This window comes from Microbacterium sp. (genome assembly GCF_003248605.1).
Taxonomy (GTDB): Bacteria; Actinomycetota; Actinomycetes; order Actinomycetales; family Microbacteriaceae; genus Microbacterium.
Genome location: NZ_QFPF01000084.1, coordinates 1 through 14,951, shown reverse-complemented (window position 1 = coordinate 14,951; position 14,951 = coordinate 1). Strand labels below are relative to the sequence as shown.

Below are 14,951 nucleotides of genomic sequence, written 5' to 3'. Positions count from 1 at the left end.
CCGACGACATTCGTCATCACCAGCAGCGTTCCCGGCGAAGGCAAGACCTCGAGCGGCATCAACATCGCCAGAGCCCTTGCCGACGTCGGGACCCACACCCTGCTCGTCGACGCCGACCTGCGGCGCCCGAAGACGGATGTCTATCTCGGCATCGAGGGTGGCCTCGGGCTGACCGACGTCCTCATCGGGCGAGCCCGCGTGGAGGATGTCGTCATCGACATGGCACCGCGCGGCTTCTCGGTCCTGCCCGCCGGCCGGATTCCCCCGAACCCCAGCGAGCTGCTGAGTTCCCCGCGGATGAAGCAGCTCATCGCACAGCTCTCGCTCGCCTACGACGTCGTCATCATCGACGCACCGCCGCTCCTGCCCGTCTCGGACGCCGCCGTCCTCGCGAAGCAGACGCGAGGAGCGCTCGTGCTCGTGGGCGCCGGTCGCGTGACGCGCAACCAGCTGCAGGAGTCGCTCGAGGGACTGCGCGCGGTCGGCGCCACCGTCGCGGGCGTCGTCCTCTCGATGGCCCCCACTCGCGGACCCGATGCCTACGGCTACGGCTACGGCTCCTACGGCACGTACAGCGCCTCGGTGCCCGATACCGGTTGGTCCGTCTCCCACGCCGCTGCGGAGGCGTCGGCGGGAGTGGCGGGCGCTGCCAGGACGGAGTCAACGGCAGGTCGTGAGGGCACGCCTCACCGCGAAGCGCCCTTCTCGTAGCCTGCGGCCTCGAAGAACCGGCAGATCGCGTCCTCCCACACCGGGAGAGAGTGAGCCTCCGCCCAGGCACGTGGGCGACCGCTAGACGAGCTGGCAACAAGCTCGTCCAGCTCTGTGCGCCACCGGGCGGCGTCGGCGCCTGATTCGACAAGTCGCCCTCCCGCGGCGAGGACGCCGTCATCCACGCCCGCATCGCGGGAGGCAAGCGTCGGAACCCCGAATGCGGCCGCCTCGAGGATGGTCGTCGGGAGCCCCTCCCTCGCCGCGGACGCCGAGGTGACCAGCAGCACATCCGCAGCGGAATACACCGCCGACAGCTCTTCGACGTGCCCCAAGATCGTGACACTCGGAATCGTTCGTGCGGACACCTCAAGGGCGGGCAGCGCGACACCTGAGCCTGCCATCACCACGTGTCCCCACCAGTCCCGCGCGATGTCCACCGCAAGCCCTGGCCGCTTCGCCGGGTGCATACGACCGACCCATACCGCGACCGGTCGGTCATCATCGATTCCGAGCTGCCTTCGCGCCTCCGCACGTCGACGTGCCGAAGGCACATCCATCCTGGTCGTATCGACGCCGTTCTCCAGAACGCTCAACCCGTTCGTGCGTCCGGTGCGGGCGATGACATCGTCGGCCACGCCTGCGGCGACCGCGCTGATGGCCCGGACATGCGAGGCAGCGCGTCTGTACGCCATGCCCAGCACGATCTGAGCGACGCCCCGTTCCATCCGGCCGTGCTCAGTCCAGACAACCGGCGCGAACCGCGAGAGCGCGCGAGTCATCCCGATCTGCTCTCGCTTGAACTGCAGATGAATGACGTCAGGCCGGACAGCCCGCACTGCACTGAGAACTCGCCGTCGCTCCGCCGGCAGCTGGATCCATGCCCACGGAAGCGTCCGTCGTGACCATTTGTCACCTAGCCCCACGTCGATGCGCGCACCTTCGAACCCCGGCACCCGTCCGATCAAGACGACCTCGTGCCCACGCCTCACGAGAGCATCTGCGGCGCGCTGCAGGTACAGCTCCGCTCCGCCATAGGTCTCGCTCGCGCACACAAGCGCTACGCGCAGCCGGACGTCATCCACCAGCTGAACCCTTCACCGAACGAGTGTGTGAAACATGCCGTCCGAGCAGCCGTCGGCACGCGTCGAGTGTCGCCCTACGCAGGGGTGCGATCCCGACCACCCACACCGCCCACAAGGCCAAGACACCGGCGGCCCACAGCGCGCGCGCGGCCGGCGATCCGTCCACCGTGAACGCGATAGCGACACAGGCCACAAAGGGCGGAGCCAGCATCGCCGCCGTCGACAGAAGCATTCTGCTCACACGGAGGACGACAACCACGACAATCATCTGCGCCATGCCGCCCAGCGACGATCCCAGCCCGATACCGAGCGGTCCCAGCGGTACGAAGAGGATGATGTCGGCGACAACCGTGACCCCGGATCCGATCCCCACGGCCAGCGCGGCCATCCTGTTCTTGCCTTCCGCGTTCAGGAATCGCGTGAGCACGTAGGCGACGAGCTGCGCCCACAATCCGAGCGCCAGGCCGAGGAGAAATGCCGACGTGACCGCAACCGATTCAGGTCCGAATGCACCGCGACCGAAGACGACGGTGACCAATGTGGGAGTGGCGACGACGATCACCCCCGAAACCATGACCCCGAAGATCAGCAGGATTCGAGCGACCTCTTTCACGGTGTGCGCGCCTCGCACGGAGGAGGCCAGGACCGACAACCCGAGCGGCGCAGCGACCAGAACGATGATGGTCTCAGAGATGACCCGGGCATAGTCCAGCGCGGCGACCGCGCTGACGCTGATCAAACTCGTCAGCGCCCTCTCGAGAACCCAGACCGCCTGCACGACGATCGGGACGACCAGGTACGGTCGCATGGCATGCCAAAGAGCGATGCGAACGGCTCGACGCTCCCCCGGTTCCGCGGCCGCCAGGGCGGCCGCCCCGCTCTGCAATCTGTGAACCACAAACCAGGACCACCCGCTCATCCCCACGTAGGCCGCGAGGAATCCGACAGCGAGCCATGCGGGGCTACCCGTGGCGAACGCGACAATGGTCGCGGCGATCAGCCCCAGACTCTGAATGCTGGGTCGAAGCGCTGCGATGCGGTACTCGCCGCGCGCCATCGCCAGATAGGAGGCCACGCTCACGTAGCCGTAGAACGGCAGCGCCGATCCCGTGATCGCGATCATGGCCACGGTGAGGGTGACGGCATCACCGGAGAATCCAGGCGCGAGAATGCCCGCCCAGAGCCGACCGAACATCACCAGACCGACCGCGATGACGCTGCAAGCGATCAGCACCCAATTTCGCACCATGCGGTAGAGCGCCCAAGCAAGGCGGGGGTCGTCGGCCAACCTCGCATGCTGGGGCAGAAAGCCCACTGCAAGCAGCTCGGCATTCAGGAGGTTCATCGGTGCCAGCGCGGCCGTCTGGCTGACACGGTAGGAGGCGACACCCGCGCTCGTACCCAGCAGCGCTGCCAGAAGCATCTCTCGAACGATGCCGAGCACTTTCCCCAGCGCCCCGCCCATGAACAACTTCCTGAAGCCGTCTATCACCGGCGCATCACATCTCGCGCCAGGTCGACATACTGGCGCGCGATCGGGGTCCAGTCGTAGCGGGAGGCGACCGCACGGCATCGCTCTTGAGAAAGTGGGCGTCCCTCCTCGGAGCGGCGAGAGATCATTGCACGCACGGCGCGCGCAACGCTTTCGTACTCGATGTCGCAGGCCACTCCGGGCGCACCCTGCGCGATGAGATCGGCGCCGATTCCGCTCGTCCCCGACACGAAGGGAACACCGGTGGATAGTGCTTCGATCAAGACGAGCGGAGCAGCCTCGTAGCGGCTCGGAACAACGAGGACGTCGGCTGCGACGTAGGCGCTTCGCGGGTCGCCCACACCCGCGAAGGAGACCCTGCCCGACAGACCGCGATCGCGGGTCTGCGTTCGCGCACGGTCGATCGCAGCGGGGGAACCCCCGACGACATGCAGGCGCAGATCCTGAAGCTCATCGAGAGCGGCGAGCACGACGAACAGACCTTTCCGGTCGAACTCGTGTCCGACGAAGAGGGCCAGCGGATCCTGGTCGCCGACGCCGATGGCCGATCGGGCATCTCTCCGCTCGGCTTCGCTGGGGACGGTGAACCGGGTTGTGTCCACGCCGTTCGAAATGACCGTCGTCATCGCCTGGGTGCGCGGATAGTGTCGCGCGAGCACTTCTTCCTCACTCTTGGAGATGCAGACGATGCGTCGCTATCCACGACTCCGGTGGCGCAACCACTCCCGCGCGAGAAGGAACCGATGCAGCGGATTCCACCGCCAGGACGTGTCCGGACGCATTCTCAGGGCTTCTCTGAGCACACCGTGATTCACGTACACCTGTCCGACCAGGGCATCGTTGTGGCTGAACACGACCCAGCCATCCTTCGACGGGTAGCGAAGGCGCGCGATCACCGACCCCGCCGCCGTGAACCACACAATCTCCAGGACCCGAAGCAGAGGCGCCAGCTTGCCCTTCGGCTCCCCCCAGCGCCATCCTGTCTCCCTGAGGGTGAAAAGGACGGCGTCGATGCCGTCGCGGCGCATCTGAACACACACGGCATCGGCCACTGAACCGACACCGGTCCCGATTCCTGCACGGCGAACGACATGGGCCACCTTCAGCATGTCAGCCAACGGAACCCATCTCTTCAGCGGTGAGGAGCTGGCTCCGCGGAGGAACAGCCGTTGTCCCTCGATCGGTGCTCCGAGGTCTCTCAAGCGCGCCCAGCGCTACCGCACACCCGGTCACGATCATCGGCAGCGTCAGTGATCCTCTGCTCCAATACACTTCGATGAGGGTGTGGGCGAGCAGGACGATCTGCATGGTCGCAGCCAGCACCGCCGCGCCGCCCGTGCGCCTCAGGCGCAGGAGCACGACCAGGATCGTCACCATCGCGGCCGCGAAGGCGATCAGGAGAAGGATGCCGCCTTCGAAGTACGTCAGCACGTAGACGTTGTGCGGATCGAGCGTCAGTACGCGCTGCAGCGACTAGGATTGCTGCGCGTAGGCCCCCACCCCATTGCCGATCCATTCGCGACCGACCGTCTGCCCGATCGCATCCGCCCAGAACGTCAACCGGATCTGCACCGTGTAGTCCGTCGAGAACGCGGCGACACGGGCGAGGATCGTTTCCGAGAGCACTGTCAGCACGGCTACCGAGACGATGATCACACCCAGCGACGTCACGATCCGACCCGGCGTCGCCTGCCGCAGCACCGATAGCACCGCCAGAACCACGAGACCCAGGGCGAGGGACAGAAGAGCGCCGCGCGACCCCGTGGCGATCAGGCCGGCCCCGCAGATGATCGCGATCGCCACGGCGAGTGGCCGCGAGCGCGGGCGCAGCGAGGACGCGATGATCAGAACGGCGAGGGCGAGGGTCTGTCCCGCGCCGTTCTTGTGCGTGAACAACACGGTGCCCGCGAACGGCGACAGCAGCCAGCTGACGGCGACGGCGACCGAACCGGCGAGGTAGGCCGACAGCATCCACCGCACGCCTTGAACGCCGTCCCGGACGGCGAGTGCCGCGCCCGCAAGCAGCGGCGGAATCCAGAACATCGTGCGCACGGCGACCTCGACCACGACACCCTCGGCCCCGGAAGCCAACCCGAGAGCAAGGGCGAGGCCGAGGTAGACCCCCAATGCCCCGGCGACGAGGCGAACCGCCCGGATGCGCAGTGCGTGCAGCAGGTCGCCACGCACCAGGGCGCCCAGCAGGCCCGCGAGCAGCAGCGCATCCGAGACCGCGACGAAGCCGACGGGCGTCGTGAGGGAGACCGAGGTGGGCAGCACCAGCGCCGCGAGCACTACCGGGATGCGCCAATCCAGCACGGCCATCACGGCGACGACCACCGCTGCGGCGATGGGCACGGCGAGATCATCACGCCACGAGGTCAGTCCCGCAGCGGCAACCGCCACGACGACGAACACGACGGCGATCAGCGACGCTCCGCCGCTCGGGACCCCGGTGACCCTCTCCCTCACGGTGCGACCCTAGCGGGTCGCCGGGCGATCTCCGCCCGGGCGACCGCCAGGATCTCGGGAAGCCGTTCGTCCCATGATTCCTGCGCGGCCAGCGCGCGCCGCGCCGTGCGTTCGGAATCCGTGAGCGCCAGCGTCGTACGCACTCGTGCGACGAAGCCGGCCACCGAGCCCTCCCGCCACACATGTCCAGGAACAGCGCCGACCCCGGGCAGCGCCGTCGAGACGACGGCGAGCCCGGCGGCAAGATACTCGTAGGTCTTCAGCGGGCTGACGCCGCGGGTGTACGCGTTCAGCGCATACGGGATCAGCCCGACGGTGCACTGCGATGCGAGCTGAGCAAGCTCACCGGCTCCGAGTGTGCCGTGGTACACGCCTCCGGCGGCGGTGACGCGCGCCAGCGCCGCTCGACCGTCTGCACCGCCTTCGGACAGGGGGCCGGCCAGGTGGACCTCGACCCCGGACTCGGCGAGCGCAACCAGCAGTGACACATCGACCTTGTCCGTGCGGATGCTGCCGGCATACAGCGCCGCGGCATTCCTGCTCGCCGCGGGCCGGACCCCCGCTTCGAGGAACGGCCCGACATGTGCGGTGCTCTGCCAGATGCGGAGGTCGCCGAAGCCGCACCCGCTCAGATGATCGGCGACGACCTGGGAGGTCGCGATCGCGGGCGCTCCGGCACCCGCGAGCTGGCGCTCACCCTCCGCGATGGCACGGCGATCGATTCCCGGTACCTCGGCGAGAAGATCGACGCAGTGATAGATGATGGGCGCGTCGCCCGCCAGTCCGTAGGTCACGGGACTGAACGTCCACAGCAGATCGAACGGGCGCACCCTGGCCCAGGTGCCCCCTCGCGAATCCAGCAGCGCCGAGTTCAGCCGCGACCCGAGCCCGGAGTGCCACGGCACGGCACGGGGCGACAACACCGTGAGGGATTGTGGGCGCGGACGCCGAAACCCGTCTCGTCGCCCTCCCCGCAGACGCCCCGCGGCTCGGGCGAGATCCGTGCCGCTGAGCCTCGGTCGGCGCAGCCCGAGAGACTGCACGTAGGTGACATCGAACTCACGCGACAGCTGCGTGACGACGAAGTGCTGGTTCGTCGCGATCGGGTGATCCCACTCCGCGGTCCCCAAGACTGCGATCCGCTCCCGCTCCGACACTGTCCACCCCCATCCAGCTTCGCAATGTACGACGGAAGCTGGCCTCAGAGTAGTGCTCTGCTCCGCGCCCGACGAGGTGCCGATCACGACGCAGTGCCGCCGTCACGGCGCGCTCGATGGACAACGGCGAGTCGAAGTCGGCCAGCTCACCCGAATCGAGGGCTTCCACGCTCTCGCGCGCGCCTCCGGCGATGTTGACGACGGCCGGGGTGCCCACCGACATGGCCTCGACCGGCATGATGCCGAAGTCCTCGACGGCGGGGAACACGTAGACGGCAGCCCGCTGGTACAGGGAGAACAGCAACTCGTCCGAGGGCGAGATCACGAAGACGACCGGCACCGTGGCCGACGCCGCGATGGCCCGCAGATGCGCCTCCTCGGGGCCGGCACCCGCGATGACAGCGGGCAGTCCGACGATCTCGGCGGCGCGGATGACCAGGTCCAGCCGCTTGTACGACACGAAGCGTGACGCCCCGAGCACGAAGCCCTCGGGCAGACGCTGGGCGACGCCGCGCTCCTGCCCGACCAGCTCGTCGCGCCAGTCGACCCGTGACGTGATCAGTTTGACGCGCACGGGCGGCGGGATGACCGCCGCGTCCACGCCCCAGAACCTGTGCAGACGCTGCCGCACGTACTCGCTGTTGGCGGCGTACATGCTGCCCTCCCGCGCGCGCGCACGATCGATCCGCTGCAGCGGCCCACGCACGGCGGCGGCCAGGACTCCCGCGCCCCGGCGATCCAGGCCGGGTTCCCAGAGATAGCGGGCGGGGGTGTGGACGTAGGAGAAGTGCCTCCCCGCCTCGCGCAGCGCGCGGCCGCCCGCGTGGTGCGCGAAAGCGTGCGAGCTCGTCAGAACCCACTCGGCGTCGCGCGTGTCGACGGCTCGCCAGGTCGCGGGCATGAGGGGCAGCGCCGCGGCCTTGCACATCCTCAGCGGCGTCCTGCTCATCCAGCTCTGGTTCAGCCGCGTCGCCCCGAACCGCCCGGGATTGTCGTTCCAGAGGCATGACACCCGCGCTTCCGGGAAGGCGGCCATCATCTGCGACAGCACCTCCTCGGCGCCCCCGTGCGGCGCGATCCATTCGTGCGCGATCAAGCCGGTCATCGGTCGCCCCTAACCGACCTTGACGATCTCGATGGCCGACACCTTCGGCTGGTCGACGGTGGAGCTGAAGCCGATGTTCAGCGTGCCGTCGGTCACCCCGATGGTGTGGTTGGTGAGGTAGGCGGTCATGGGCGCAACCTGCGCATTGAGGTCGAGGTTCGAGATCTCGACCGGTCCCCCCTCCATGTTCACGGAGAAGACGCGCTTGCCGGTGCCGCCGGGCCCGCCGTTCGTCGCGCCGTGCCAGATCTCGGCGAAGTGCAGTGTCACCTGATACTGGCCCGAGCTCGGCACCGGGATGGCATAGGAGAAGCTGCCCGGGCCCGTCAGCGCGCTGCGCTCGGTGCGATACAACTGATCGCTGGTCGTGCCGAGGATGTCGGCGATGGCGGTGTTGCTGAACGACTTTCCTCCCGAGAAGTTGGTGTCGGCGGCCCACGAGACACCTCCGAGCGTCAATGCGGGCCCACCGGCGTTGATGCGGATCGGCGCAGCCGTGATCGACGACGTGTCGACGGATGCCGCGGCTCCCGCGGTCTGGTTGCCCGATGCGTCGACCGCCACCACGCGGTAGTAGGTCGTCGGGCCGGCCGCGGCACCGTTGTCGCGGAAGGATGTGCGCGTGACCAGCCCCGTGCCGCTCGCGAGGGCCCAGGGACCCGCAGCGGCACTCGATCGCTCGACTCGATAGCCGATGAGATCGGCCTCAGCCGACGCGGTCCAGGTCAACTCGACGCCGGTGGAGTCCGCGTCGCCCTCGGGCGCCGCGGGAGCCGCGGGAGCGGTCGTGTCGGACGAGGACACCGGCAGGATGTTCGTGATGAGGTACACGTTGTCCTGGTAGTCGCAGTTGGTCGCACCGACGCCGCACTGGTTCGGCGAGGAGATGTAGTCGTGCCCTGCGAACCACGCACCCGGGATGGGCTTGCCGGTCGCGTCCTCGACGGGCCACATCTTGACCGCCATATACGCCGTCTGCGTCGTCGACTGTCCCGAGATCGTGATGCCGAAGTTGCCGCCCGGGTTGGTGGTGAGGGCGACCTTCGCGCCGCCCGAGGTCAGCGGGTAGATCGCCTGCCCGTAGGCGACGGCATGTGTGGCGGACGTGCCGTTGATCGTGATCGTCTCGCTCTGGCCGCAGCATCCATGGAACGCTCCCAATTGCACCGCCTGCACGGGCTTGGACGTGTCGAGCTTCTTCCACTGGTAGGAGCGCACCTCGTCGCCGTCCATCGGAGCGCCCGGCATCTCCGAGCCGTTGCCGAGCGAGTCGCCGCTGGATCCGGTCGAGGTGGTCGAGCCGAACAGCGTGAAGATCTGCTGCAGCGTCAGCTCGCTTCCGCCCTCGGGCGCGCCCATGTATCCGCCGCGCAGCTGCACGACGGTGCTCGGCGACTGCGGATCGCTCGAGGCGATCGTCAGGGTGCCGAAGCGCACACCCTTGCTCCCGCTGTTGCCGATGAACTGCACCGTGACAGGCAGCGTCTGACCCGGCTCCAGGAAGACCGGGAACTCCCCCGTCGGTGCGATGACCTGGAACTGCGCACCGTGGGTGCCGCCCAGGGAGAGGGAGGCGATCCGCAGATCCTTCGCGCCGGTGTTCGTGACGTTCACGGTCGCCTGCTCGGTGGTCGTGTGCGTCGTCGTTCCCGAGTTGATCCGGTGTGTGACGAGCAGGTCCTCGTAGAGGCCGGGCATCGGGGTGCCATCCGCCTGTCGCACGACCTGCTGGTTCGCGAGCGCGACGGTGCCGCCGATATCGAGGATCTCGAATGTCACGGTGCGCGTGGTGGTGCGCTCCTCGGAGTCGGTCGCGGTGAACTGGACCGACTGGGTGCCGGCGTCATCGAGGGTGATCGGACCGCTGTATGCCGTGTCGGGTCCGTCATTGATGGAGTAGGTGAAGGACTCGATCGTGGCGCCGGATGCCGCCACGGCATTCGCGGTCACGATCGCCGTGCCGCCGGAGTAGGTCGCCGAGACCGGGCCGCCGTTCGCCGAGACTCCGATCGTCGGGTTCGTGATCCCTTGCCCCTCGATGGTGACCCAGTTGAGCTTCGTGTTGACGCCCGTCGCGGTGAGCGTGAGCTTGCCGTCGGTCACGAGCACCGTCGCCGTCTCGCTCGCGAAGGGAGTGGCACCGCTCGGGGTGAAGTTCGACACCAGCGAAGAGCCCTCGGCCGAGACACCGTGGACCGAGTCGAGGAACCCCGCGTCACCGACCGATGCGCTGACCGTGTAGGTGCCATTCGCCAACGCGTGCTCCCACACCCCGACGGTGCCGCCCGTGATGGGGCTGCCGGAGGTCGTCGTGGCCTGCATGAGGATCAGCGACTGGCGTGTGGGATCACCGGTCGGGAAGGCGATGCCCGCCGTCGGGGTGAGCCGGTTCCGCGTCATGATCCCGCGGTCGGTCGGGACCCCGCCGACGAGCCACCCGAATCCTTGCGCGTCGCTGTACGCCGAACCCGTGTCGGCCGTCCAACCGCTCGGCACCGTCGTGCCGCCGGGGCGGAAGTCGATCTTCGCGAGCGGCACGACCGGGCCGCCCGGCTCGAGGCCGTCGCCCTTGATCGAGAGCCAGTTGATCTTGGTGTTGGTTCCGCTGTTGGTGATCGTCAGGCGCCCGTCGGTGACCGTCACATCGCGCACACCGAGCTGGAAGGGCGTGGATGCTGTCGGCACGAACGACTCGATGATCGGCTGTCCCTCGACCTGCACGCCGTGGGTCGAGTCGGTGTAGTTCGCATCGCCGACCGAGACGCCGACCTCGTACTCGCCGTTCGGCACCGCGTACTCCCACACACCGCTGGTGTAGGTGGGCTGTGTCGCGTTGTCGAGGAAGGCGAGACCCAGCTGTCGCGGGTCCGAGGGGAAGGCGATCCCGCCCAGCGGTGCGGTGCGGTAGCGCGTCGCGATCGTGCGATCGACGGGCTGCGAGTTCGCCGCGTCGAGCCAGCCGAAGCCGCGTGCCTCCGAGAAGGCACCGCCGGTCTCGGCCGTCCATCCCGCGGGCACGGGCGTGCCGGAGGGCTGGAACGTCACCTTGACCTGCGCGCCGTCGGAAGGGTCGTCGCCGCCGGGGTCGACGATCTCGGTCGGCACGACGTCCACGAACGCGATCTTGGTGTTCGTGCCCCCCAGCGCATCGAGGGTGAGTGCGCCGTCGGTGACCTCGACCGTCCCGCTGACGATCGCGTGCCGGGTCGCCGATCCCGCCACCCCGGTGGGGATGAAGGGTGTCACGAGCGGCGCGTTCTCCGCNNGCGGGGACCGTAGGCCTGGCCGTGATCACGGATGTATCCCGCGGCCAGGTCACCGGCGGCAGTGGTGAAGTCCACCTTGATCTCGTCGCCACCCGACCCCGTGTCCGTGACCGGCTTGATCCCCGAGACGAGGAACATGTAGTCCTGGTAGTCGCCGTTGGAGGCATCCTCGAACGCCACGATGTAGCTGTTCGGGATGGCCACCCCGTTGCGGTTGGCCGCGGGGTAGATCCGCGCGCGGTGGGCGTCCTGGGCCGGGCTGTTCAGCCGATCCTCGGTGAAGCCGTAGCGATTGAAGATCTGCGAGAAATAGTAGAAGCCGAAGGTCGCGGATCCCGGATCGAAGGTCGGCGTCGAGGCCGAGGTCATCGGCGGCAGGAGCGACTGGTACCCGGCCGACGAGATCGCCCCGACCTGATTGCGCTCGGCGGGAGTTCCGTCACCGGTGTACCACCCGAACGGGATGCTCTCATTCGGCGCGTAGTGCGCCAGCGGCTTCCACGTGACCGCGGCCGTCCCGGACTTCACGAACAGCGGCTCGAGGATCTCGTCGCCCTTGGCGGTGGGCTCCATCCCTCCCGCGAGCGCCGTCCAGCCGGCATCCACGTCGAAACCGAGAGTGCCGAGGACGTTCTGCAGCGTCGGTTCGTTGCCGCCCTCGATGCCGTTCGTCGAAAGTCCGTAGAGCCCGACCGTCACGGAGCCGTCGCCACCGGCGAGAGTCAGCTGTGCGCTGCGCTGGCCGACCGTCGTCCCGGGGGTGAAGCGCACCTGGAACGTCGCCGACGCACCCGCCGCCAGCGTCGAGGGCAGGCTGCCCTCGACCGCGAACTCGGCCGCGTGGGTGCCACCTATGGTCGCGCTGAATGTCGTGCTCTCCGTGCCCTGGTTGGTCACGGTGACGCTCTCGACATCGCTCTTCTGCGCCGCCGTCGCATTGCCCGCGTTGCTCTTGGCCGCAGAGAAGACGAGCTCATCGACCGACGACGTGATCTTCTCCGCCTGCTGGCTGGCGGGCACACGCAGCAGGAACAGCTTCTGCTGCGATCCGCTCCGGTCGTACTGGTTGACGTACATGTTGCCATTGCGGACGTCCTCGACGACCTCGAGCGGATCGTTGAAGCCGCCCACTCCCTGCATCGTGGTGTCGGGGACCCCCGTGATGCCGACCTCTGTCTGCCCGCCCAGGATCTCACCCGTGACCGGGTCCGCCTGCAGGAAGATCAGGTCGTTGTTGTTCGAGAACCGCGCCACGACGATGCGGCCCTGGAGCTGACCGTCGAAGGTGTTGCTCTGGTACTCGAGCGCGCCGTTGGGGCTCTTGTTGAACTCGAAGTCGTAGGCGACCCCTTCGTAGTGCGACTCGGGCAGCACGCCGGACGCGTACTTCGAGCCGCCCTGCCCCGCCCACTGCGGCGGGTTGGCCGGGTCGTTGCCCTCGTGCAGGACGAACTCGCAGCGGGTCGGGTTGGGGTGGCCGTAGTAGCCGCCCTGCACCACGTCGTAGAGGTGGTCGCGCTGCGTCGGGTGGTTGCTGATCGCCGGCACGGAGCGCGGCGTGTAGCTCGGGTCGCGCGCGTCCCGCGCCTGGCACGCCGCGGTCAGATCCTGGCCGTTGACCGTGCTGAACCCGGGGATACCCGCAGCCGCCACCCGCGTGAACGTCCCCGTCGCCGCGTTGTACGTGACACCCGGGGAGTTGCCGCCGCCGGCCGTTCCGTTCGTCGGAACGTAGATGTGACCGTTCGAGTGGAACACCAGGTCGTACGCGTTGCGGATGCCCGATGCGTAGATCTTCAGCGGTGCGCCCGCGCCATACGGGTTGTAGGTGCCGCCCTGCGCCGTCTTCACCGAGAGCGGGTCATCACCCTGGGCGTCGGCGATCGACTGCTGCACGCGTGCGTGCTCCGGGTCGAAATGCAGCAGCGCCGCGGTCAGCAGCTGCTCGCCCCGCTGGCCCCACGAGTTGTCCAGGTCGCCCGCGGCCTGATTGGATCCCTGGAGGACATAGATGTCGCCGCCGGGTCCGTAGACCATCGAGTTGGTGAGGTGGTCGGAGAGCGAGCGGGGCATCTCGTGGAAGACCTGCTTGCGGTTCTCGAGGTTCGGACCGGTGAGCAGGCTGATGCCGCTCGCCCACTGGTTCAGCTCGTTTCCGACGTTCGCCGAGGTGTTGGTGATCCACAGCTTGAGGCTGCCCGCGGTCGAGGACTCGTCGAAGAGCAGCCCGATGATCGCGATGCCCTGGTAGCCGAGGTTCTCCTCGTTGGAGAGTGTGCCATCCGCTGCCACCGTGTAGCGGAACAGGCCCTGTCCGATCGTCGAGCCGTACAGCTTGCCGTCGGGACCGAAGGCGAACGATGCCCAGTACTTGCCGGCTCCGATGGGCAGCTCGACCTTCTCGAAGGCGATGTTGGTGAGCGGGTCGAACTCCCCCGTACCCGGGTCCACCTGGCCCGCACCGGTCGTGAAGACCGAGGAGAAGGGCACCCACGGGTTGCCGAGCAGGTCGGCGACCCCGCCGGTGACCTCGAAGCGGTACTGCGTAGCAGGGGCGAAGGGCACATCCGGCGCGAAGTTGACCGTGTCGTTGCCGCCCGAGGTGTTCGTCGAGCCGGCGATCTCGGCTCCGTCCGCCACGCGGTAGACCTTGACATTGCCGGGCATCGTGGTGTCGTCGACGCCGAAGCCCGCGTAGGGCACCTTGATCGCGGCTGCCACGCCTCCGTTCACGTCGGCATCCACCACCCGGTTCTGGGGGAAGACGGTCTCGACGTGCGGCCGATCGAAGGGGACCCCCAGGATCTCGACGTAGCCGGGCTTGGTGTTGGTCCCGCCGACCGGATCGATCGTGAGGCGGCCGTCCCAGACACCGACGGTCGTCGTGAGCGTGGTGTACTCCTGCGCGGCCGAACCCTGGAATCCGTTGATCGCGAGGGAGCCCTCGACGTTGATCACGTGCAGCGAGTCGTACCCCGTGCCGCCCATCTCATCGCCGACACCGACGGTCACCTCGTAGAGACCGTCGGGCACGGCGATCTCCCAGATGCCTTCGGTCTTGATGCCGTTCGTGCCCGTGCCGCCGTCGACGTCGCCGTACTGCATGTGGATCACGGAGTCGAGTCGTTCATCGACGCCCGCACGCCCCCGGTCCCGACCGTTTCCGACGAGCGAGAGCTCGTGGCCGTCGGCGTCGACCCACCCGTAGGTCAGTCCGGTTCCCTGGCCGGCGCTCGATCGCGGGCCGTAGGCCTGGCCCCAGTCGGCCGCGTAGCCGGCGGCCGGTACACCGTTGGTGCGCCCGACACGATCTCGCCGTCCTGGACGGCGCCCGGCACGATCGAGCGGTACACCGTGTATCCGACGGTGTCCACGGCAGCGGACGCCGACCAGGTCAGTGCGACCTCACCGTCACCCGGAACAGCGACCACGCCCGTCGGGGCATCCGGCGCCTCCGTGTCCGGCACCGAATCCCAGATGCCGACCGACTCGTTCGAGGGCTCGGATTCGTTGCCCGCGGCATCCACCGCCGTGACGACGTAGTAGTAGGTGGTGTCCGGCGTCACGGCGTCATCCTGGAAGCCGGTCGTCGACACCAGTCCGGTGTTGAGCTTGGTCCCGGTCTCGGCGGTGACACCCGGCTCGGTGCCGCGGTAGATGTTGTAG

General features: G+C 68.2%; 11 protein-coding genes and 1 pseudogene. 1 reads left to right on the top strand and 11 read right to left on the bottom strand.

Annotated elements, in window-relative coordinates:
* Nucleotides 1-711, top strand: a 711-nt coding sequence (locus DI573_RS11085) for a CpsD/CapB family tyrosine-protein kinase (protein ID WP_292814039.1), incomplete at its 5' end; no start/stop codon positions are given.
* Here DI573_RS11085 and DI573_RS11080 read toward each other — a convergent pair.
* From DI573_RS11080 to DI573_RS11030, 11 genes and pseudogenes are all read right to left on the bottom strand, one after another.
* A complete protein-coding gene (locus DI573_RS11080; protein ID WP_292814045.1) occupies nucleotides 687-1,766 on the bottom strand; it encodes a glycosyltransferase family 4 protein in 1,080 nt (359 codons plus the stop codon). The two genes, DI573_RS11085 and DI573_RS11080, sit on opposite strands and share 25 nt — an antisense overlap.
* A 22-nt stretch (nucleotides 1,767-1,788) precedes the next feature.
* Complete coding sequence (locus tag DI573_RS11075) at nucleotides 1,789-3,288, bottom strand: lipid II flippase MurJ (RefSeq protein ID WP_292814036.1); 1,500 nt, start codon at nucleotides 3,286-3,288, stop codon at nucleotides 1,789-1,791.
* Nucleotides 3,285-3,890 carry a glycosyltransferase family 4 protein gene (locus DI573_RS11070; protein ID WP_292814033.1) on the bottom strand — a complete coding sequence of 202 codons (606 nt, stop codon included), beginning with the start codon at nucleotides 3,888-3,890 and terminating at the stop codon, nucleotides 3,285-3,287. Before DI573_RS11070 ends, DI573_RS11075 begins: the two co-directional genes overlap by 4 nt.
* Before the next feature lie 93 nt (nucleotides 3,891-3,983).
* Nucleotides 3,984-4,397: a hypothetical protein gene (locus DI573_RS11065; RefSeq protein WP_292814030.1), complete on the bottom strand. Its 414-nt coding sequence runs from the start codon at nucleotides 4,395-4,397 to the stop codon at nucleotides 3,984-3,986.
* A gap of 1 nt (nucleotide 4,398) precedes the next feature.
* Nucleotides 4,399-4,719: a hypothetical protein gene (locus DI573_RS11060; protein WP_292814027.1), complete on the bottom strand. Its 321-nt coding sequence runs from the start codon at nucleotides 4,717-4,719 to the stop codon at nucleotides 4,399-4,401.
* A gap of 42 nt (nucleotides 4,720-4,761) precedes the next feature.
* Nucleotides 4,762-5,757 carry an O-antigen ligase family protein gene (locus DI573_RS11055; RefSeq protein ID WP_292814024.1) on the bottom strand — a complete coding sequence of 332 codons (996 nt, stop codon included), beginning with the start codon at nucleotides 5,755-5,757 and terminating at the stop codon, nucleotides 4,762-4,764.
* Entirely contained in the window at nucleotides 5,754-6,887 is a 1,134-nt protein-coding gene (locus DI573_RS11050) for a glycosyltransferase (RefSeq protein WP_292814022.1), read from the bottom strand. The genes DI573_RS11055 and DI573_RS11050 overlap by 4 nt, the downstream gene beginning before the upstream one ends.
* Nucleotides 6,817-8,019, bottom strand: a complete 1,203-nt coding sequence (locus tag DI573_RS11045) for a glycosyltransferase (RefSeq protein WP_292814019.1) — start codon at nucleotides 8,017-8,019, stop codon at nucleotides 6,817-6,819. Before DI573_RS11045 ends, DI573_RS11050 begins: the two co-directional genes overlap by 71 nt.
* A gap of 9 nt (nucleotides 8,020-8,028) precedes the next feature.
* Nucleotides 8,029-11,265, bottom strand: coding sequence for a malectin domain-containing carbohydrate-binding protein (locus tag DI573_RS11040; RefSeq protein WP_292814016.1), 3,237 nt, complete (start codon nucleotides 11,263-11,265; stop codon nucleotides 8,029-8,031).
* Nucleotides 11,262-14,390, bottom strand: coding sequence for a choice-of-anchor D domain-containing protein (locus DI573_RS11035; protein WP_292814042.1), 3,129 nt, complete (start codon nucleotides 14,388-14,390; stop codon nucleotides 11,262-11,264). Before DI573_RS11035 ends, DI573_RS11040 begins: the two co-directional genes overlap by 4 nt.
* Nucleotides 14,391-14,494: 104 nt before the next feature.
* A pseudogene (locus DI573_RS11030) lies at nucleotides 14,495-14,951 on the bottom strand (hypothetical protein); the annotation flags it as partial.